The following is a 20,263-nucleotide window of genomic DNA, read 5'->3' on the forward strand; positions in this document are numbered from 1 at the left end:
CGGGCGTCCTTTTGACCGCAACTTCACCGCAATCCAACACAGGGAGAAAGAGAATGAACCGCATCATCACGGCACACGCCCGAGCCCGAGCGGCAGTCATGACCGCCGTGTCGCGTCGGATCACCGGCTCACGTGACCGCGGCGACGTCCCGGGCTGGGTCCTCATCACGATCATGACCGCAGGCCTCGTCACCGCCCTGTGGGCCCTCGCCGGTCCCCAGCTCGGGCAGCTCTTCAGCGACGCCATCTCGGAGGTCAAGGGCCCGTGAGACCCGGCCCTCGGGCCCGGGCGAGCCCTGCGTCGCTCCTGACCCGTCTGGAGCATCGCGCGACCACGGCGGCTGAGTGCGAGCGTGGTTCTGCCATAGCGGAGTTCGTCATGGTGGCTGCCCTCCTGCTGGTCGTGGCCATGGGGGTCTTCCAGCTCGGCCTGGCGCTCTATGTGCGCAACACCCTGATCTCGGCCGCGTCCGAGGGCGCCCGCTACGGCGCTCGTGCCGATGCGCAGCCCAGCGACGGCGTCGTACGCACCCGGGCACTCATCACGTCGGCGTTGAGCTCGACGTTCGCCCAGGACGTGAGCGGCACCCGTTCCGTCACCGCCTCGGGGGTGCGTGTCGTGGAGGTTCGTGTGACGGCGGCACTGCCGGTCATCGGTCCGATCGGTCCCGCGGGCGCGCTCACGGTGTCCGGTCGCGCCTTCAGCGAGGAGCAGGTCGTGGCCGGAGCGAGCCGATGATCCGGCCGCAGGACGTGGTCGCGCGGGCCGCCGGCCGGGGTGAGGGTCGCACCGAGGGGGAGACGGGCCGCGCCATCCTCGAGTTCATCTTCCTCGGCATCCTGCTCCTGCTCCCGCTCACCTACCTCGTGCTCACGGCTGCCCGCCTCCAGGCCGCCTCGTTCTCGGCGTCCCTGGCCGGGCGGGAGGCCGGTCGCGCCTTCGTCACGGCTCCGTCCGACGACGACGGCTACGCCCGTGCCCGAGCGGCGGCTCAGCTGGCGTTCACCGACTTCTCCTTCGACCACGGCGCAAGGGTTGCCGTGGCCTGCGATGGCTCGCCCTGCCTGCGCCCCGAGGGAACGGTGACCTCCACGGCGACGATCGAGGTCCGGCTCCCGCTCGTGCCCGACGTCATCGCGGCCCACGTGCCGGCCTCCGTCACCATCTCGTCGACGCACGTCGCCTCCGTCGACCGGTTCGTGGCGCGATGACGAGCACGTATGCCGTCCGCTTCCGGTCCATCGCCCGCCGGCTCCGTGTCCGGCTGGCCTCCCGCGGAGCCCGCGACGAGGGCCAGATCGGCGTCCTCGCTCTCGGCCTGTTCGTGCTCGCGGCCCTGCTGGTCCTCGGCGCCGTCGACGTCACCGCGGCGCAGCTGGCGCGGATGCGCCTGCTCGACGCCGCAGACTCGGCGGCCCTCGACGCCGCCGACGCGCTGGACGAGCGCGCCGCCTACGAGGGTGGCCTCCTCGACCAGCTCGCCGTCACCGACGAGTCCGTGGCCAGCGCCGCCACCGCGCACCTGGCGCGCACGCCGCTGCCGTCCGGTATCACGTCGTGGTCCGTCCTCCCCGACACCGGAACGAGCGATGGCGCCACGGCCGTCGTCACGATCCAGGGGACGGCGACGCTACCGATGAGCGGCTGGGTCCTCGAGTCTCTCGGGGGCAGCGTCACCATCACCGTGACATCCCGGGCCCGTGCGCCGCTCGGGTGACTCGGGGCGGCGGCGCGGCGGACGAACCACGTGTCGTGATCACCGTCCGTCGAGTGACGTGAGGGACATACTTGGCGCAACCGCCTGATCCGCGTCGCCGATCGACAGGAGCCCCCGTGGCCGACCCCGATCCGTTCGAGCACCTTCCGGCTGACCTGCGGCGCGAGGCCCAGCAAGCCGCCGTCGACAAGGCCCGGGCCGAGGCGGTCAAGGCCGAGGCCGACGCCGCCAAGGCCCAGGCCGACGCCGACCAGGCACGGGCCACCGCCGACAAGACCAAGGCGGACAACGAGGCGGCCCAGCGCTCGGCGGCCGTCGCTGCCACCGACGCGACGAACCTCAAGACGGCGGCCGAGGCAGAGCGTGACGCGGCTGCGGCCCGGACGTCGACGGCCACGGCGCTCGTGCCCGATCTCGGCACGGTCGAGAAGAGCACCCTGACCGTGACCGGCGACCCGGTGCGCGGGGTGGCCGTGAGCACCTTCGCCCTTCGGGCGACCGCGACCGAGGTCGCGCAGCAGGTCACGGACGTCCTCCCCGACGATCTCTCCACCACGCCGCTGCTCGTCACCACCGACCCCGAGCTGGCTGCCGGGGACGCCGTCTACTGGCAGGTGCTCTCCACTCTCGCCGAGCTCCGCGGTCAGGTCCGCACGGTCCTCGAGGCGGAGGTGTCGCTGCAGGAACCGGAGGCGCAGGAAGCGCCCGCCCCGGGGACGGCCCCGGGAGGGAACGAGCTCGGCCCGGACGGTGTCACCGCTCCGGGCCTCGACGTGACCGGCGTCGGCGCGGCAGTGGCGGCCGTCGCGAAGATGGTCCCCGGCGTGCTCAACCTCTTCGTGGCGGACCGCACCGTCGCCACCTCCGCCGTCACTCACGAGGACTCCACGTGTGCGGTCGCGGTGGTCGGCGCACTGGCCGCTGCCGGATGCACGGTGTCCCTCGACACCTTCCGGACCCTGGGGCGCAGTCCGCTGCAGAAGCGGCTCGGCCGCCTCGCGGTCCGGCGGGAGGAGCTCGCAGCCGCGCTGCTGCGACTCGCGTCGGCCAAGGCGGCGGCAGCCACCGCCGTGGCCACCGCCGACCGCGCGGTGGCGGCGGCCAGGTCCGACCTCGCCGAGCTCGTCGCCGACCCTCCCGTCCAGGACTCGGAGAAGGCCGTCCTCGAGGGCGCGGTCGAGACGGCGCGCCTCACCCTCGCTGCCCGTCAGGAGCACGTGGCAGCCGTGACGCTCGTGGCCGACAAGGGGACCCTCGTGCTCGCACAGGTCGACGCCTTCCTCGTCTCGGTCGCAGCCACGCCCGCCACCGGCCGGTCGGCGTGGGCGACGGCGCGCATGCTCGAGTGGCTCCACCTCGCGCCCGGGGTCGGCGGACGTTCGGACCACCAGCCGCCGGCCGTCACGCACGTGGTGCTCGTCCGCTCCGGCAAGGGCGACGTGACCATGACGACGTCCAACCGGGCGCTGTGGCTCGCCGACCGCTTCTCGACCGACGGTACGCAGTCGCTGTCCTACCTGTGCCTCGACGTGTCCACGAACACCGTCCTCGCGGCAGGGGTGGCGGCTCGCACCGGCGTGGTCGGGGGGAAGCTGGGCCGCACCCAGGACGTCCCCAACCCCTGATTGCGAGCGAGGACGCAAATATCCCAAAACGCCCACGGGCCAGACGGATCCGCACTAGCGTCCGTCGACGACGCCCATACCGCCCAGCACGTCCAAGGCCTGGCGGGGTGGCGCGTCGAGACAGGGAGTGATGGCGCCGTCCGACGGGCGGCGCCATCCGCACGTGCCGCGACCACGCGTCGCGACGACAGACAGGACAGCATGCGCACGTTCTTCACCAAGGCCCTCGTGGCCACCGCCGGCCTCGGCCTCGCCGTGGCCGCACCCATCGCCGCCGCCGGCTCGGCCCAGGCGCTCCCGGCGATCATGATCTACAAGGTCCAGTACGACTCGCCCGGCTCCGACACCGGTAGCAACGCGAGCCTCAACGCGGAGTACGTCGTCATCAAGAACACGACGCGCAGCAACCGCGTCCTCACCGGGTGGACCCTGCGAGACAAGACCGGCTACACCTACCGGTTCCCGACCTTCACCCTCAAGGCGGGCGCCACCGTGACGGTCCACACCGGCCGCGGGTCCGCGACGTCGACGCACCGCTACTACAACAAGACCTGGTACGTCTGGAACAACTCGGGCGACACGGCATACCTCAAGAACGCCTCGGGCACGACGGTCGACACGTGCGCGTGGAGCGGGGGCGGCACCGCGAAGTCCTGCTGAGCCGCGAGCTCCTCACGCCCGACGCGCCTCGAGGGCCAAGGCCTCGCTCGTCACGAGCGGCGCCGTCATCACCGCTGCACGGTCAGGCTCGGTCCGGCCGAGCTCCGCCACCGCCATGACGCGGCCCTCGGGCCAGGACATCCAGTGGATGGCCGGCGACTACCGATCGACCGCACCACTGCTCGGGGGAGCTTGCACCGCAACCACCATCGGACCCACGGCGTGTGCCGTGGGCCCGATGCGCGTCGCGACGGCCCTGGTGACGGGCTGGGAAGCGTCGCCCAGCACGCCGCCCGGCGTGCGCGGGGCGGCTCGTCGCTGCCGTAGGCTGTTCGATCGTGGCTGTTGACTTCACGCAAGAGATCAGGGACCTGCGCGCGACGATGGACTCCGTGCGCGGGGTCACGAACCTCGACGAGCTCGCCCGGACCATCGACGAGCTCGAGCAGCAGGCCTCCGCCCCCGACCTCTGGGACGACCCCGACGCGGCGCAGCAGGTCACGAGCGCCCTGTCCCGCGCCAACTCCGAGCGCGATCGCATCCTCGGGATGGACGCGCGCATCGAGGACCTCGAGACCCTCGTCGAGATGGGCCAGGAGGAGAGCGACGCCGCCACCCTCGAGGAGGCCGAGCGCGACCTCGCGACCCTGAAGAAGGACGTCGGCGAGCTCGAGGTGCGCACCCTGCTGTCGGGGGAGTACGACGAGCGCGAGGCCGTCGTCACGATCCGCTCCGGTGCCGGTGGCGTCGACGCCGCCGACTTCGCCGAGATGCTCATGCGGATGTACCTCCGCTGGGCCGAGCGCCACGGCTATCCGACCAAGGTCATGGACACCTCGTACGCCGAGGAGGCGGGCCTCAAGTCCGCCACCTTCGAGGTCAACGTGCCGTACGCCTTCGGGCACCTCTCCGTCGAGGCCGGCACGCACCGCCTCGTCCGGATCAGCCCGTTCGACAACCAGGGTCGTCGCCAGACGAGCTTCGCGGCCGTCGAGGTCATCCCGCTCATCGAGAGCGACGACTCGGTCGACATCCCCGAGAACGAGCTCAAGGTCGACGTCTTCCGCTCGAGCGGGCCCGGAGGCCAGAGCGTCAACACGACCGACTCGGCGGTCCGCATGACCCACATCCCGACCGGCATCGTCGTCTCGATGCAGAACGAGAAGAGCCAGATCCAGAACCGCGCCGCCGCCCTGCGCGTCCTCCAGTCACGCCTGCTCCTGCAGCGCAAGGCCGAGGAGGCCGCGGTCAAGAAGGAGATGGCGGGCGACGTCAAGGCGAGCTGGGGCGACCAGATGCGCTCCTACGTGCTCAACCCCTACCAGATGGTCAAGGACCTCCGCACGGAGTTCGAGACCGGCAACCCGAGCGCTGTCTTCGACGGTGACATCGACGGCTTCATCGAGGCCGGCATCAGGTGGCAGATCGGTGAGAACCGCCGCGAGGACTGACATCTCGCGCGATCTCGTCTTTCGGCGGGCGCGCCGGCCCCTGCGCTCGTAGGGTCGCGTCGTCGGCTCCACCCGACGGCCCCCGCCCACGGTGGGTCGGCGCAGCTCACGCTCCCGCCTGAGAGGTTCCGCCCGTGTCACCCCTCCACCGCCTCGTCACGACGCTCGCCGCCCTGCTGGTCGCTGCCGCCGTCGCCGTCGGACTGGCGCCCGCAGCGTCCGCCGCCTCCACCAGCGCTTCCCAGCCGTGCAGCAGCGTCCGCCAGATCGGCGACCGGAAGGTCGTCTCCGACCTCGGCATGTCCGCCTTCACGGTCCGCCAGTACGTCGGCTGGTGCCGCGACGCCCGTGGGTCGGCGTGGATGAACTTCACGTCCGTCTACGTCTGGGACCAGTACCACGTGCGCGGCTTCGCCTACCGCTCGCTCGCCGGCGTCGCCGTCCGCGGCGAGCCCGAGACGCGCGGCTTCACGACGGGCGCCACCCGACAGCAGCTGAGCTACTCGACCCCGGTGCGCACGACCTCGCTCTGCACGCAGGGTTGGGGCAAGCTCTCCCGCGCCGGCGCGGAGACGGCCCCGGGCCTCACGACGCTCGTCTGCTGAGCCCCGGCCCGGCACCGCGGGCCGCCACGCCGGGGCGGCCCGTTTTCCGGGGGTTTCACCCGTCGGCCCGTAGCCTCGGAGCCGGTCCCGTTCACGCTGGCGTATGCCGTCACGTGCCACCGGGGCCAGCCGCCGTCCCGCTGATGCCCAGCTGATGTCCAGTACGAGTCGAGGCCCGTCGCATGATCCTCTTCGAGAACGTCACGAAGACCTACCCGCGGACGACTCGTCCGGCCCTCGACGACGTCAGCCTCGAGATCCCACGCGGTGAGTTCGCCTTCGTCGTCGGCACCTCCGGGTCCGGCAAGTCGACGATGATGCAGCTCGTCATGAAGGAGCAGGACGTCTCCCGGGGGCGCATCCTCGTCGCCGGGCGCGATCTCGACCGGCTGCCGGAGCGCAAGGTGCCGGCGCTGCGGCGTGAGATCGGCTGCGTCTTCCAGGACTTCCGACTGTTGCCGAACAAGACGGTCTTCCAGAACGTCGCCTACGCCCTCCAGGTCCTCGGCAGCAGCCGGGCCCGTATCCGCCAGACGGTGCCCGAGACGCTCGAGCTCGTCGGCCTCGCCGGCATGGAGAAGCGCCTGCCGCACCAGCTCTCGGGTGGTGAGCAGCAACGCGTCGCCATCGCCCGGGCCTTCGTCAACCGACCGCCGATTCTGCTTGCCGACGAGCCCACCGGCAACCTGGACCCCGACACGAGCCTGGGCATCGTCCAGCTGCTCGACCGCATCAACCGCACCGGTACCACCGTGGTCATGGCCACCCACGACACCGTCACGGTCAACGCCATGCGCAAGCGCGTCATCCGCCTCGACCGCGGCGTGCTCGTCAGCGACATGGAGGCCGGCGACTACACGACCGGCTCCATACCGCGGATCCGGCTCGACGAGGAGGCCGAGGCGCCGCGCCGCGCGGCCGAGCCCGAGGTGTCCGACGGCTACGACGACGGGGACCCCACGGCATACGACACGGACGACGATCCGGATGGGCTGCCGCCCATCGGGCGCGACGCCGACGCGCCACGCAGCAAGGGCGGAATCTTCCGGCGGCACCAGGCCGTCCAGACGAGCGACCGCTGAGCGCGAGACGAAGCGAGACACGACATGCGATTCCAGTTCCTCCTCGGCGAGATCGGCAACGGCCTCCGACGCAACCTCTCGATGGCCGTCTCGGTCGTCATCGTCACGATGATCTCGATGTACCTCCTCGGCCTCGGCCTCATGGGCCAGCGGCAGGTCGACACCATGAAGGACTACTGGTACGACCGCGTCCAGGTCACGGTGATGCTCTGCGCCGAGAAGACCCGCTTCACCAACTGCGCGGGCGAGGCCACGACCGACGCCCAGCGCGCGGCGATCAAGGCCGAGCTCGAGGCGCTCAAGCCGACGGTCAAGGAGGTCTACTACGAGTCGCGCGACGAGGCGTACGACCGGTTCAAGCAGACCTACAAGAACTCGCCGCTCGCGCGGGCGGGCGAGTCCTACTTCGCCGACTCCTACCGGGTCAACCTCAACGACGCCGGGAAGTTCGACGTCGTCGCGAGCTCGATCAAGGGCATGCCCGGGGTCGCCGACGTCCAGGACCAGAAGAAGCTCCTCGAGAAGTTCTTCACCTTCATGAACACGGTGTCGTGGGCGGCCATCGCCCTCTCCTCACTCATGGTGCTCGCGGCCGTCATGCTCATCTCGACGACGATCCGCCAGACCGCCTTCAGCCGCCGGCGTGAGACCGGCATCATGCGCCTCGTCGGCGCCTCGAACTTCACGATCCGCTTCCCGTTCGTCATGGAGACCGTCCTGTCGAGCGTGCTCGGCGCCGTCCTGGCCATGGGCATGCTCTGGGCCACGGTGCGCTACGGCGTCGTCGGCTTCCTGAGCCAGACCCTGACGGACACCGCCTTCATCGGGGTCGCGGACGTCTACTACGTCGCGCCGTTCGTCGTCGTGGGCGTCATCGTGCTCTCGAGCCTCACGTCCTGGGTGACGCTGCGCCGTTACCTGCGCGTCTGAGGCGGGCCGCACTGCACGATCTCCCGAATCCGCTGCCCGGGCCGGGGCGGTGTCCCATGCTGTCCCCGCCGGTCGACGGCACCTCGATCGACATCGACGTGATGGCGGGATCGTGACGATTTCTCCCCAACGCGAGTGACGTGTGGTACCAATGGAGCATATGTGGCTCATGAGGCGTTCTGAGAAGAGCGGGCCCGCGACCAGACTGACGGCCGCCGGGCTCGTCATCACGTGTTCCGTCTCCCTGGCGTCGGCGCTCGTCGCGCGGGCCGACTCGGTGTCGGACCAGAAGAAGCGCAACGACCAGAAGATCGCCGCGCTGGGTCAGCAGCTCGAGGGCACCAACGCCTCGCTCGCGCGCGCCTACGTCAACCTCCAGCGCACCAACGCCGCGCTCCCGATCGCCCAGCAGCGCGTGACCTCCGCCCAGGGCGCCCAGGTGCGGGCCCAGGCGGCCCAGGTGGCGGCCGAGGCCACCGAGGCCCGCGCGATCGTCGCCGAGGCGAAGGCCCGCGCCCACAACGAGGCCGTGGCCCAGAAGCTCGCCGTGGCCCAGGCCAACGAGCAGCGCGCCAAGGAGCAGCTCGCCAAGAGCGGCGCCGACCTCGTCAGCAGCCAGGACGCCCTCGACTCGTATGCCGCCGAGGTCTTCCAGGGGTCCGGCCAGGAGTCCCAGCTCGGGATGGTCTTCGGATCCACCTCGCCCGAGGACTTCGCCAACCGCCTCGTCATGGCCGACACAGCGAGCGCGGTCGCCAGCGACACCATCGACACGCTCGCCGCGATGACGGCCGACAACACCTCGACGCGTTCGTACCTCACCTCGGTGCGCGGCGAGATCGCGGAGCTCAAGCGTCAGGCCGAGGCGGCGCTGCGCGGGGCCGTGGCAGCCGCCGCGGCCGCCACCCAGGCCAAGAACCAGGCGATCATCGCCAAGAACAACGCCGTCACTGCGGCCCAGAACGCCGCCGCGGCCAAGACGCAGCTCGACCAGCTGAAGTCCAAGCAGTCGGCCTACACCGCCGACCTCGCGGTGCAGAAGCAGAGCGAGGCCGCAGACCTCTCCGCCGCCCGCGCCGAGTCGGCCCGCCTGCAGGCCGTCCTCGTCGAGCGGGCCCGCCAGGCCCGGATCGCCGAGCAGAAGCGCCAGGCCAGGCTGCGGGCCGAGCGCGCCGCCAAGATCCGCGCCGAGCGGGCCAAGGCCGCCGCCGCCAAGAAGCGCGGACAGGTCTACATCCCCAAGACGCCGCCGCCGGTGCAGAGCGACCCGACGCCGTCGAACTACCTCAGCTATCCCGCCATCGGCCCGACGACCTCCGGCTTCGGCATGAGATGGCACCCCGTGCTCCAGAAGTGGATGCTCCACGACGGTCTCGACTGGGGCATCCCGTGCGGCACCCCGGTGTACGCCGCGGCGCCGGGCGAGATCATCCGCGCGGGCTGGCGGGCGAGCGGGTGGGGCAACCAGATCCTCATCGACCACGGCATCCACCGCGGCATCGACCTCGTCACGAGCTACAACCACCTGTCGAGCATCGTGAAGTTCGGCGGCAGCGTGAACCGTGGCCAGCTCATCGGCTACTCCGGCACGACCGGCTACTCGACGGGCTGCCACCTGCACTTCGGCACCTACGAGGACGGCACGCCGGTCAACCCCCGCAAGTGGCTCTGACCCCCGGACAAAACCGACTCTGAGCCGAGGGCCCCTTCGGGGTAGCGTTGGTGCGCTGACCACACACCTCAAAGGCGGAAGGACGGTCCGGTGCCGAAGGAGAAGGGGCGGTCGCTCATCGCGAGCAACCGCAAGGCCCGACACGACTACCTCATCGACGACACCTTCGAGGCGGGCATCGTCCTTTCCGGCACCGAGGTCAAGGCGCTGAGGATGGGGCGTGCGTCCCTCGTCGACGGCTTCGCCATGTTCACCGGTGACGAGCTGTACCTCGAGAACGTCCACATCCCCGAGTACCTCAACGGCACGTGGAACAACCACGCCCCGCGTCGCAAGCGCAAGCTGCTCCTGCACCGCGCCGAGCTGACGAAGATCGCGCACAAGACCCGTGAGAGCGGACGCACCATCGTGCCCCTGTCCCTCTACTTCAAGGACGGCCGCGCCAAGGTCGAGATCGCCATCGCGACCGGCAAGAAGGAGTACGACAAGCGCCACGCGCTGCGCGAGCGCCAGGACAACCGCGAGGCCGACCGGGCGATGAGCGCCGCCAACCGCCGCCGCTGAGCGGTCGCACGGAACCGCGCGCCCCGGTGCAGCGTCCGGTGTCAGGATGCATGGGACCAACGACGTGGAGGCACTCCGATGGCTGGACCGACCGGACCGACCGGATCGAGCGTGACGCGCGGACGCCGACTGGGCGTGCTGGGTCTGTTCCTGGCAGTCGCCCTGTTCCTGCTCGCCCCGGCTGCCGGCGCCCGGGCCGCGGGGGACGAGGCGATGGACTCCTTCGCCGCGGTGTACGACATCCAGCCCGACGGCAGCATGAAGGTCACCGAGACCATCACGTGGCGCTTCCCGGCCGGTGAGCAGAAGCACGGCATCTTCCGCGACATCATCGTGCGGATGGGCTGGAACGGTGAGGAGAACCGCTACCGCTACTACGACCTGACGGACGTTGCGGTGTCGAGTCCGAGTGGGGCCCCCGACGCCTTCCGCGTCACCGACAACGGTGCGGCCAAGGAGATCCGGATCGGCTCGCCCGACGAGTACACCAGTGGCACGCAGGTCTACACCATCAGCTACACGCTGCACGTCGTGCTCAACCCCATCACCGCCGACGGCAAGCCGGCCGCCGACTCGAGCACGGCCGACACGGTCGAGCTCTACTACAACGTCTTCGGGACCAACGAGACCACCGTGCGTGACCGCGTGTCGATCACGGTCAAGGCGCCCGCGACGCCGACCCAGGTGGCCTGCTACCAGGGCGTCAACCGGTCGGACACCCCCTGCCAGGCGACGGCGGGGGACCCGGCCCGCTTCTCGGCCACCGGGCTGACCGCGGGCGAGGCCATGTCGGTGCTCGCCTCCTACCCGGCCTCGGCGTTCGGGGACGTGCGAGCCGACGTCCGGCAGGGAGACTCGGCGTCGTCGATCGGCTCGGACGCAGCCCCCGCCGCCAACGCCGCCGCCTGGGCCGGCGGGATCGGTGCCCCGGTGCTCGCCCTGGCGGTCATGGGCACCCTCGTCTGGACCCGCGGCCGGGACGAGCGCTATGCCGACCTCACGCCCGGGCTCTCACCCGCCCACGGCACCGGTGCCACGGGCGACGGGACGCCGAGCGCCGCGACGGTGCGCGGCGGGTCGTCCACGGTCGCGGTCCAGTTCCAGCCGCCGAAGGGCGTGCAGCCGGGCATGGTCGGCACCATCATCGACGAGACCGCCAACCCGATCGACGTGTCGGCCACGGTCATCGACCTCGCGGTGCGCGGCTTCATCCGGATCGAGGAGAGCGACGGTGGGGGAGTCTTCAGCCGCACCGACTGGACGCTGACCCGGCTCGCGCCGCCGGCCGACGAGCGGCTGCTGCCCTACGAGCGCCAGCTGCTCGACGGCATCTTCTCCAGCCGGGGCGACGTCGTGCGCCTCTCGGAGCTGAAGAACACTTTCGCGAGCACCCTCAAGCGCATCCAGGCGGGGATGTACGAGGAGGTCGTCACGCGGGGCTGGTTCCGGTCCTCGCCCCAGACCCAGCGCGGCGCGTGGCAGGGCCTCGGGCTCGTCATCGCCGTGCTCGGCGGCCTCATGCTCTTCTACGGCCGAGCCGCGATCAGCGCGATCCTCGGCGGCAGCTTCAGCGGCGGGGTCGCTCTCGGCATCGGTCTCGTCGTCGCCGGCCTCATCGTCTGGTTCCTCGGCGGACGGATGGCAGCCAAGACCGCCGAGGGCTCGGCCGTGCTCGCCCAGTCCCTCGGCTTCAAGGAGTACCTCACGACCGCCGAGGCGGGGCAGATCGAGTTCGAGGAGGCGTCCAACATCTTCAGCCGCTACCTGCCGTATGCCGTCGTCTTCGGTGTCGCGGACCGGTGGGCCAGCACGTTCGCCGACGTCGCGAAGGCGGCCGAGGCCGCGAACCGGCCGCTCGTGATGCCGACGTGGTACGTCTGGAGCGGCAACGCCTTCCCCGACTTCACGAGCATCGCCGACGGCGTCGACTCCTTCTCGACGACGTCGACGGGCACGTTCACCTCGACGCCGGGCTCGTCGGGATCGTCCGGATTCTCCGGCGGCGGTGGCTTCTCCGGCGGCGGTGGCGGCGGATCGTCGTCCGGCTCCTGGTGACGACAGCCAACACGACCGGCCGGGTGCCCCGGACGAGGTCCGCGACACCCGATCCGGTCTGTGGGCGTGTTCAGCAGCTCACGTCTAGGGTCCAGTAGAGGTCGGTCGGGGTGCCGTTCGGCGCATACGTTCCGGCGTAGACGTAGCCGCCGCTGACATAGGCCGAGGCGAAGTACGAAGAGCCGTTGATCGACGCGGTGGGCGTGCAACCGTTGAGGTCACGGTCGATCTGGACGCGGTAGCTGCCCGTCGAGAGCCTGGTGCTGGACAGGACGAGCGGGCTGCCGGTGTAGACGCCGCCGTTGTAGCTGAGCACGGCGTGGATCTGTGGCGAGTAGTAGCCGTTGACGTCGATGGCGAGGTGCGAGGGGCCCTGCACGTTCTTGACCGTGACCTTGCCGGCGGTGCCGATCTGCAGGTTCGAGCCGGTCGTCACGTTGACGCCCTTGGCGTAGTAGAGGGTGCCCTGGCCGACGGGAGTGCCGGTGGGGTAGGCGATGAACGCGCCGTTGGCGTCCGACGCCGTCGACGTGACACGCGCGCTGACGGCGGTGGCGTAGGCGGGGATACCACAGCCACCGGAGGTGCCCCCCTGCGTCGTGAAGCCGGTCGTGCCGGTCATCTGGAAGTCACGCGTCGCGCCGTTGGGGATCTTCCCTCCGGCCGTTGCCGTGGCGACGGCCCGGCAGTTCTTGAGCGGGACGTAGAGCGACATCGGGTTGTTCGGGGCGATGACGGCGGAGGCGCTCAGCGTCCCCCGGGGCATCGCGGCAGTGGCCGCACCGGCGTTCGGCGACGGCGGCGGCGTCGGGCTGACCGCACTCGCGACACCGAAACCGCCGCCAGCGGCTCCGAGTGCGATGAGGGTGGCGACGGTGAACTTCTTCGACAGACGCATGGGACTGCCTCCGTGGAGTGGTGGAGACCCCGGCAGGACGGCGAACGGCTCGCAGCCCTTCCCCCGGGACCTGGTGTCCATCGCCCGACTCCGGGTGGGCCGCCCGCTCGGCTGAGCGCGTGGACGTCACGGTTGGTCCGGAGGCACGATCGATGTGACCTTCGGTGCGGGGCGCGCCTGCGGTGATACACGCGCCCGTCTCCCCACGCGCGCCGACGCGAGGGCGAGGATGGCACCCACGCGGGCAGCGGTGAGCACCACCATCGCGACGACGGCCGCGGCCGCGACGCCCAGCCAGGTCAGTCCGAAGATGACGAACCCGACTGCCACGAGGGCGTATCCGGTGGCGATGATGGGAATCGCGGGGCGGCCCCGGAGGCCGACGAGATCCCGGGCGGCATCGGCTGCACGCCCGAGTCGTGCACGTACCGCGACCGTCTCGGCGAGTTCGCCGACCTCGGGGCCTCCGTCATCGGGGTCTCGACCCAGCGACCGGGGACGCAGCCGGACCTCGCCGCCGCGAACAGCATTCGCTTCCCCCTGCTCTCGGACGCCGACCCCGAGCTGACGATCGCGACCGTGTCTTGCGCGCCACCCACTTCCCGACCCCCGACGTGAGGGTCGGTCGAGGACACCCTGAGCCTCGTGCGTGGACTCGGAGGCGGCTGACGCGGCCGGCCCGCACGGCGTCAGCCGATGACGACGAGCAGGTCGCCACCCTCGACCTGTTGGTGCGCGCCGATGGCGACCCGCGCGACGGTGCCACCCGTGGGGCTCGTGATGTTGGCCTCCATCTTCATGGCCTCGATCGTCGCGACGACGCCGCCGGCCTCGACGGTGTCACCCTCGGACACCGCGAGGGTCACGACGCCGGCGAAGGGCGCTGCGACCTGACCGGTGACCCCCGCGTCGGCCTTCTCGGCGGACTTCACGTCGGCCTCCACGGAGCGGTCGCGGACGGTGATGGGTCGGAACTGCCCGTTGAGCGTGCACATGACGGTGCGCATGCCCTTGGAGTCGGCCTCGCCGATGGACTGGACCCCGAGGATGAGTCGCTTGCCCGGTTCGATCTCGACCTCGTACTCCTCACCGGACTCGAGGCCGTGGAGGAACTCGACGGTGCCGAGCACCGACAGGTCGCCGTAGGACTCGCGGGAGGTCTCGAACTCCTTCGTCGGTCCGGGAAAGAGCAGCTCGTTGAGGGTGCGTCGTGGGGCCTCGACGAGAGCCTGCTCCTGCTCCGGCGTCAGCTCGGTGAGCCGCGGCTTGGACCGGCGGCCGGCGAGCGCCTTGGTGCGGAAGGGCTCCGGCCACCCACCGGGCGGGTCGCCGAGCTCGCCGTTGAGGAAGCCGATGACGGAGTCGGGGATGTCGTAGCGCTGCGGGTCGTCCTCGAAGTCCTTCGGGTCGGCGCCCGCACCGACGAGCGCGAGCGCGAGGTCGCCGACGACCTTGGAGCTCGGCGTCACCTTGACGACGTTGCCGAGGATCCGGTTCGCCGCGGCATACATGTCCTCGATCGCCTCGAAGCGGTCGCCGAGACCGAGGGCGATCGCCTGCTGCCGAAGGTTGCTCAGCTGGCCGCCGGGGATCTCGTGGAAGTAGACCCGGCCGGTGGGGGAGTCGAGCCCCGACTCGAAGGGCCGGTAGAGATGACGCACGGCCTCCCAGTAGGGCTCGAGCGCGAACACGTTCTCGATGTCGAGCCCCGTCGGACGGTCGGTGTCGTCGGTCGCCGCGACGAGGGCCGAGAGCGAGGGCTGGCTCGTCGTGCCGGCCATCGTCGCCGTGGCGGCGTCGACGGCGTCGACCCCGGCGTCGATGGCGGCCAGGAGCGTGCCGATCTGGCCCCCCGCGGTGTCGTGCGTGTGAAGGTGGACCGGCAGGTCGAAGCGCTCGCGCAGCGCCCGGACCAGCCGGGCGGCAGCCGGCGCGCGGAGGAGGCCGGCCATGTCCTTGATGGCGAGCACGTGGGCGCCGGTGTCGACGATCTGCTCGGCGAGGTGGAGGTAGTAGTCGAGCGTGTAGAGCTTCTCGCCAGGGCTCATCAGGTTGCCCGTGTAGCAGAGCGCCACCTCGGCGACCGCGGTGTTCGTCTCGAGCACGGCCTCGACGGCCGGGCGCATCTGCGACACGTCGTTGAGCGAGTCGAAGATGCGGAAGATGTCGAGGCCCGCCGACGCAGCCTCGCGCACGAAGGCATCGGTCACGGCCGTGGGGTAGGGGGTGTAGCCGACCGTGTTGCGCCCGCGCAGCAGCATCTGCAGAGGGATGTTCGGCATCGCCTCACGCAGCGCGGCGAGCCGCTCCCACGGGTCCTCGGCGAGGAAGCGCAGCGCGACGTCGTACGTCGCGCCGCCCCAGGCCTCCATGGACAGCAGCTGCGGCGTCAGGTGCGCGACGTGCTTGGCGACGTGGAGCAGGTCGCGGGTGCGCATGCGGGTCGCGAGGAGCGACTGGTGTGCGTCGCGGAAGGTCGTGTCGGTGACGGCGACGTCGTTCGCCTCGCGCAGCGCTCGCGCAAAGGCCGCCGGCCCCTCGGCGACGAGACGGTCGCGGGCACCGGCTGGCAGCGGCGCTTCGGGGAGCCGGGGAAGCTTGGTGCGGGGCCGGACCCGTGTCGTGACCGGGCCGTTGGGCTGGTTGACGGTGACGTCGGCGAGGTAGCTGAGCAGCTTCGTCGCGCGGTCGGCGCTGATCCGCGCGGAGAGCAGCTCGGGCCGCTCGTCGATGAACGACGTCGTGGCCAGGCCCTCCTGGAAGACCGGGTCGCCGAGGACCGCCTCGAGGAAGGGGATGTTGGTCGAGACGCCGCGGATGCGGAACTCCGCGAGGGCGCGCTGGGCCCGGCGCACGGCGATCGGGAAGGTCATCCCGCGGCACGTGAGCTTGACGAGCATCGAGTCGAAGTGGGCACTGATCTCGGCACCGACGAAGACGGTCCCGCCGTCGAGGCGCACGCCGCTGCCGCCGGCCGAGCGGTAGACGGTGATGGTGCCGGCGTCCGGGCGGAAGCCGTTGGCAGGGTCCTCCGTCGTGATCCGGCACTGCATGGCGAAGCCCTTGGTGCGGATGTCGTCCTGGCGCAGGCCCATCGACGCGAAGGTGTCGCCCGACGCGATCTGCATCTGCATGACGACGAGGTCGATGTCGGTGACCTCCTCGGTCACCGTGTGCTCGACCTGGATGCGCGGGTTCATCTCGATGAAGACGTAGCGCCCGTCCTCGCCGAGGAGGAACTCGACCGTCCCGGCGTTGACGTAGCCGATGGACCGCGCGAACTCGACGGCGTCGGCGCACATGCTCTCTCGCGTCGCCGGGTCGAGGTTGGGCGCCGGCGCGATCTCGACGACCTTCTGGTGGCGGCGCTGGAGCGAGCAGTCGCGCTCGTAGAGGTGGACGATCTCGCCCGTGCCGTCGGCGAGCACCTGCACCTCGATGTGGCGCGGGTTGACGACGGCCTCCTCGAGGTAGAGCGTCGGGTCGCCGAACGCCGACTCGGCCTCGCGCTGGGCGGCCTCGAGCGCGTCGCGCAGGCCCTCGCGCGCCTCGACGCGGCGCATGCCCCGGCCGCCGCCCCCGCTGACCGCCTTGACGAAGACGGGAAAGCCGATCTCCTCGGCCGCGACCTCGAGAGCGTCGAGGTCGGTGCCGGGCTCGGAGCCGCGCAGCGTCGGAAGTCCGGCGTCGCGCGCGGCGGCGATGGCGCGGGCCTTGTTGCCCGTGAGGTGCAGCACGGAGGCCGGGGGACCGATGAAGGTGATGCCGGCGGCGTCGCACGCCTCGGCGAGAAGGGGGTTCTCCGACAGGAAGCCGTAGCCGGGGTAGATCGCGTCGGCGCCGGCCTCGACCGCCTGGGCGACGATGGCCTCGTGGTCGAGGTAGGCGCGGACCGGGTGTCCCTCGTCGCCGATCTGGTAGGCCTCGTCGGCCTTGAGCCGGTGCTCGCTCTTGCGGTCCTCGTACGGGAAGACGGCGACCGTGCGGGCGCCGAGCTCGGTGGCGGCCCGGAAGGCTCGGACGGCGATCTCGCCTCGGTTGGCGACGAGAACCTTGCGGAACATCGGACCTCCAGGGTGCCGGGGGCGACGGGTGTGGTCCGCGTCGACCACGGTCGGCAGCCTAGTGGCGGGCCTGTCGCTCCCGAGAGGGGTGTTCCCATCCGAGACGGGAATGGCTTGGACCGCCCGAGCGTTCCTCCTGCATACTGTGGACTCCACCCCGGTGGGACGCAGAGCAGCTTGACAAGTGAACAGCGTGACGTGGACACCCCTCATGGGGGTGATCGGTTTCGACGGTGGTCGACATGTCAGGGGAAGCGGGTCGAGGATGCAGGGTTATCTCGTAAACGCTCCTTGCACAACAATAGGTGCCAATTCCAAGCGCACCGACTTCGCCCTCGCCGCCTGAGCGAGCCTCGAAGTCTGTCAGCCTGAGCTAGTTTCCGACTCAGTGCCTGGCATCAGCTAGGAAACTTGCTGCGCAGTCATGTTGGGGGGCTGCGCGGGACTCTTACTCAACTGGGCCTGTCAGGGGACGCGTGCGTGCGAGCCCTGGGGCCGAGAAAAGCCATAGCGCACTGCACCCGGAGAAGCCCTGGTTTCTCGTCATCGGACGCGGGTTCAATTCCCGCCACCTCCACCACTCACGTGGTGGCCACGTCACGCTGTCGCTGACAAGCACGAGGAGGGCGTCCCGTTCGGCGGGACGCCCTCCTCGGCTGTGCCCTGCCGTATGCCGTGTGGCTGGGCTCGTCAGGCCTGCTCGGTCCGGCCGCCCGGAGCGGCGCCGGCGGACTCGGCCGCCATCTGCTCCTTGATGGGGGCCATGTCGAGGTTCTTGACCTGCTGGATGACGTCCTGGAGCGCGGACTGGGGCAGCGCACCGGGTTGGGCGAAGACGAGCACGCCCTCCTTGAAGGCCATCAGGGTCGGGATCGAGGTGATGTTCGCCGCCGACGCGAGGGACTGCTCGGCCTCGGTGTCGACCTTGCCGAACACGATGCCCTCGTTGTCACCGCTCTGCGAGGCGGCGTCGTAGACCGGGGCGAACTGTCGACACGGGCCGCACCAGGACGCCCAGAAGTCGACCAGGACGATGTCGTTGTCGAGAACGGTCTTCTCGAAGGACTGCGCGGTCAGGTCAGTGGTAGCCATGTCTCTCCCAACGATCCGTGGGTGACGGGTATTCCGCCCTCAGCGCAGTTCCCAGGTGACGGTGACGGAGGCCCCGAGGTCGAGGTCACCGCCCTCGACGGGCATGCCTCCGGCGTCCATCGACGCCGCCATGAGCTTCATCTCGCGGCGCTGCACCGGGACGGCGCCCGCCTCGGCCACCCCGAGGACCGCGCCGAGCTCGGCGCCGGAGAGGGCGGCATACTGCTGCGCCTTGTCGTGGGCGTCGGCGAAGGCAGCGTCCCGGGCGCGCCGCAGCCCCTCGCTGCGGTCGGACACGTCGAGGCGCACCTGGTCGACGAGCAGGGCGTTGCCCACCGCGGCTGCGGCGGCCTCGAGGATCTCCCCGACCGACTCGAGCCGGCGCACCGTGACGGCGAGCCGCTGCTGGGCCGTGAAGCCGACGGGGACACCGGTGTTGTCCCAGCGCTGGTTGACGCCGGCGTCGAGGGTGCGGATGTCGGCGTCGGCGACGTCGTGGTCGCGCACGACCACCCCGACCTTCGTGATGCCCTCGGCGGCCCCGGCGAGGGCTGCCGCGACGTCGTCGGCGTCGTGCCCGAGCCGCAGGTCGAGCCGCACGACGTCGGGGGAGACGGCGGCCCGGCCGGCGCCGTTGACGGTGACCGTGCGCTTGCCCATGGGATTCCTCTCGTCGCGGCCCTCGCGGAGGGGTCTGGGCCCTCGTCGCAACCTACCTAGACTGCGGTGCCATGACGAGCCTCCCGCGACGATCCGCCCCCACGTCGGGCCGCGTGGTCGGTATGGCGGTCGCGGCCGTCGTGACGCAGCTGCTCGTCCTCTACTGGCCCGTCGTCACCGTCGAGGGCCCGGTGAGCTGGACCGACAAGGTCGTCCACCTGTTCGTCTTCGCCGTGCCGACGTATGCCGTGGGGCGGGCCCTGCGGTCCGTGCGGACCGCGGTCGTCGTCTTCGCGATCCATGCCCCGGTGAGCGAGCTGGTGCAGCACTTCCTGCTCCCCGGGCGCTCCGGCGACGTGTGGGACGCGGTGCTCGATCTCGTCGGCGTGGCCCTCGGGGCGGCTGTGCTCGTGGTCGGGGCCCGGCTCCGTCGCTGGTAGACTTGGCGGCATCCGACTCCGAGGTCTCCTCGGATCACGACGGAAGAGATGGCGCCGGGGATGCCCGGCGGGCAGGCTCGTCCGACGAGGTGACACCCCTACCGGAAGACCGCGCAGACGGCGCGGCCCGGCACCGACGCGGAGCGGATCCGAACACCGGACGGCACAGATGCCGGGGACCGGTACACATGGGGCGCAGAGATTCCTGCGCCTGAGGCTCGTCTGCATGGTCGTGGTGTGACTCACGGCTCGAGGCGAAGTCTGCATCGAGTCAAGAGAGTTGAATACGCAATGCCCAAGCACACCTCCTCCGGCGCGCCCAAGAAGGCCCGCTGGTCCACCGAGAAGAAGGCCGCCGCGACCAAGAAGCCGCATCGCGGACAGGGTGGACAGAAGTCCTCCGGCTCCTTCTCCGGCCCCAAGACCTCCCGCCCGGCGTCGTCGGGCTCCTCGCACGTGGGTGGCCGCGAGTGGCGCGCCCCACGTGACGAGCACCGTTCCTCCGATCGCCGTGACGACCGCGGTGGGGACCGTGGTGGCTTCCAGCGCCGTGACGACCGCGGTGACCGCGGCTTCCAGCGCCGCGACGACCGCCCGTCCTTCGCCCGCCGCGACGACCGTGGTGGCGACCGTCCTGCCTACCAGCGTGACGACCGCCCGAGCTTCGAGCGCCGCGATGACCGTGGTGGGTACCAGCGCCGTGACGACCGCGGTGACCGCGGCTTCCAGCGCCGTGACGACCGCCCG

21 protein-coding genes, 1 other RNA gene and 1 pseudogene are annotated in these 20,263 nt (G+C 70.8%); 17 read left to right on the forward strand and 6 right to left on the reverse strand.

Annotated features, from left to right (window positions below):
- The first annotated feature begins 53 nt into the window (after positions 1 to 53).
- The 6 genes from NR112_RS20135 (at position 54) to NR112_RS20160 (ending at position 4,003) form a co-directional block, all read left to right on the forward strand.
- Positions 54 to 269, forward strand: coding sequence for a hypothetical protein (locus tag NR112_RS20135; RefSeq protein ID WP_256796096.1), 216 nt, complete (start codon positions 54 to 56; stop codon positions 267 to 269).
- A gap of 95 nt (positions 270 to 364) precedes the next feature.
- The gene (locus NR112_RS20140) at positions 365 to 739 is read left to right on the forward strand and encodes a TadE family protein (protein WP_256796095.1); all 375 of its coding nucleotides are present in this window, start codon (positions 365 to 367) and stop codon (positions 737 to 739) included.
- Positions 736 to 1,212, forward strand: a complete 477-nt coding sequence (locus NR112_RS20145; protein WP_256796076.1) for a pilus assembly protein — start codon at positions 736 to 738, stop codon at positions 1,210 to 1,212. Before NR112_RS20140 ends, NR112_RS20145 begins: the two co-directional genes overlap by 4 nt.
- Positions 1,209 to 1,718 (forward strand): pilus assembly protein TadG-related protein, encoded by a 510-nt coding sequence (locus NR112_RS20150; protein ID WP_256796077.1) that lies wholly within the window; start codon positions 1,209 to 1,211, stop codon positions 1,716 to 1,718. Before NR112_RS20145 ends, NR112_RS20150 begins: the two co-directional genes overlap by 4 nt.
- 116 nt (positions 1,719 to 1,834) lie before the next feature.
- The gene (locus tag NR112_RS20155) at positions 1,835 to 3,343 is read left to right on the forward strand and encodes a hypothetical protein (protein WP_256796078.1); all 1,509 of its coding nucleotides are present in this window, start codon (positions 1,835 to 1,837) and stop codon (positions 3,341 to 3,343) included.
- A gap of 201 nt (positions 3,344 to 3,544) precedes the next feature.
- A complete protein-coding gene (locus tag NR112_RS20160) occupies positions 3,545 to 4,003 on the forward strand; it encodes a lamin tail domain-containing protein (RefSeq protein WP_256796079.1) in 459 nt (152 codons plus the stop codon).
- Between the two features lie 12 nt (positions 4,004 to 4,015).
- Here the strand turns inward: NR112_RS20160 and NR112_RS20165 are convergent, their stop codons facing one another.
- The gene (locus NR112_RS20165; RefSeq protein ID WP_256796080.1) at positions 4,016 to 4,144 is read right to left on the reverse strand and encodes a hypothetical protein; all 129 of its coding nucleotides are present in this window, start codon (positions 4,142 to 4,144) and stop codon (positions 4,016 to 4,018) included.
- Between the two features lie 197 nt (positions 4,145 to 4,341).
- Between NR112_RS20165 and prfB the strand changes: the two genes are divergently transcribed.
- The 7 genes from prfB (at position 4,342) to NR112_RS20200 (ending at position 12,362) form a co-directional block, all read left to right on the forward strand.
- On the forward strand, positions 4,342 to 5,454 hold the full coding sequence (prfB, locus tag NR112_RS20170) for a peptide chain release factor 2 (RefSeq protein WP_256796081.1): 1,113 nt from the start codon (positions 4,342 to 4,344) through the stop codon (positions 5,452 to 5,454).
- A gap of 134 nt (positions 5,455 to 5,588) precedes the next feature.
- Positions 5,589 to 6,059 carry a hypothetical protein gene (locus tag NR112_RS20175; RefSeq protein ID WP_256796082.1) on the forward strand — a complete coding sequence of 157 codons (471 nt, stop codon included), beginning with the start codon at positions 5,589 to 5,591 and terminating at the stop codon, positions 6,057 to 6,059.
- A 182-nt stretch (positions 6,060 to 6,241) separates the two neighbouring features.
- Positions 6,242 to 7,141, forward strand: coding sequence for a cell division ATP-binding protein FtsE (gene ftsE / locus NR112_RS20180; protein WP_256796083.1), 900 nt, complete (start codon positions 6,242 to 6,244; stop codon positions 7,139 to 7,141).
- Between the two features lie 24 nt (positions 7,142 to 7,165).
- Positions 7,166 to 8,071, forward strand: coding sequence for a permease-like cell division protein FtsX (ftsX, locus tag NR112_RS20185; RefSeq protein ID WP_256796084.1), 906 nt, complete (start codon positions 7,166 to 7,168; stop codon positions 8,069 to 8,071).
- A gap of 169 nt (positions 8,072 to 8,240) precedes the next feature.
- Positions 8,241 to 9,743, forward strand: a complete 1,503-nt coding sequence (locus NR112_RS20190; RefSeq protein ID WP_256796085.1) for a M23 family metallopeptidase — start codon at positions 8,241 to 8,243, stop codon at positions 9,741 to 9,743.
- Positions 9,744 to 9,833: 90 nt separating this feature from the next.
- Positions 9,834 to 10,307 carry an SsrA-binding protein SmpB gene (gene smpB / locus NR112_RS20195; protein WP_256796086.1) on the forward strand — a complete coding sequence of 158 codons (474 nt, stop codon included), beginning with the start codon at positions 9,834 to 9,836 and terminating at the stop codon, positions 10,305 to 10,307.
- A gap of 78 nt (positions 10,308 to 10,385) precedes the next feature.
- On the forward strand, positions 10,386 to 12,362 hold the full coding sequence (locus NR112_RS20200; protein ID WP_256796087.1) for a DUF2207 domain-containing protein: 1,977 nt from the start codon (positions 10,386 to 10,388) through the stop codon (positions 12,360 to 12,362).
- Positions 12,363 to 12,432: 70 nt separating this feature from the next.
- Here the strand turns inward: NR112_RS20200 and NR112_RS20205 are convergent, their stop codons facing one another.
- Both NR112_RS20205 and NR112_RS20210 read right to left on the reverse strand, forming a co-directional pair.
- Entirely contained in the window at positions 12,433 to 13,260 is an 828-nt protein-coding gene (locus NR112_RS20205) for a hypothetical protein (RefSeq protein ID WP_256796088.1), read from the reverse strand.
- 126 nt (positions 13,261 to 13,386) lie between these two features.
- Positions 13,387 to 13,590, reverse strand: a complete 204-nt coding sequence (locus NR112_RS20210) for a hypothetical protein (RefSeq protein WP_256796089.1) — start codon at positions 13,588 to 13,590, stop codon at positions 13,387 to 13,389.
- Positions 13,591 to 13,659: 69 nt separating this feature from the next.
- On the opposite strand from NR112_RS20210, the gene NR112_RS23240 reads away from it, so the two are divergent.
- A complete protein-coding gene (locus tag NR112_RS23240; protein WP_374513337.1) occupies positions 13,660 to 13,878 on the forward strand; it encodes a redoxin domain-containing protein in 219 nt (72 codons plus the stop codon).
- Between the two features lie 71 nt (positions 13,879 to 13,949).
- On the opposite strand, the gene NR112_RS20215 is transcribed toward NR112_RS23240, so the two are convergent.
- Positions 13,950 to 17,324 carry a pyruvate carboxylase gene (locus NR112_RS20215; protein WP_256796090.1) on the reverse strand — a complete coding sequence of 1,125 codons (3,375 nt, stop codon included), beginning with the start codon at positions 17,322 to 17,324 and terminating at the stop codon, positions 13,950 to 13,952.
- A gap of 213 nt (positions 17,325 to 17,537) precedes the next feature.
- Here NR112_RS20215 and ssrA point away from each other — a divergent pair.
- Positions 17,538 to 17,904: a transfer-messenger RNA gene (ssrA, locus tag NR112_RS20220) on the forward strand.
- Positions 17,905 to 18,014: 110 nt separating this feature from the next.
- Here the strand turns inward: ssrA and trxA are convergent.
- Both trxA and NR112_RS20230 read right to left on the reverse strand, forming a co-directional pair.
- Entirely contained in the window at positions 18,015 to 18,416 is a 402-nt protein-coding gene (gene trxA, locus NR112_RS20225) for a thioredoxin (protein WP_256796091.1), read from the reverse strand.
- A 39-nt stretch (positions 18,417 to 18,455) separates the two neighbouring features.
- Positions 18,456 to 19,076, reverse strand: a complete 621-nt coding sequence (locus NR112_RS20230; RefSeq protein ID WP_256796092.1) for an SIMPL domain-containing protein — start codon at positions 19,074 to 19,076, stop codon at positions 18,456 to 18,458.
- Positions 19,077 to 19,147: 71 nt separating this feature from the next.
- On the opposite strand from NR112_RS20230, the gene NR112_RS20235 reads away from it, so the two are divergent.
- Together NR112_RS20235 and NR112_RS20240 are read left to right on the forward strand one after the other, a co-directional pair.
- Entirely contained in the window at positions 19,148 to 19,516 is a 369-nt protein-coding gene (locus NR112_RS20235) for a VanZ family protein (RefSeq protein ID WP_256796093.1), read from the forward strand.
- A 291-nt stretch (positions 19,517 to 19,807) separates the two neighbouring features.
- Positions 19,808 to 20,263, forward strand: a pseudogene (locus tag NR112_RS20240) (DEAD/DEAH box helicase); the annotation flags it as partial.

The sequence above is a fragment of the Terrabacter sp. Ter38 genome, assembly GCF_024519435.1.
Classification (GTDB): Bacteria; Actinomycetota; Actinomycetes; order Actinomycetales; family Dermatophilaceae; genus Terrabacter.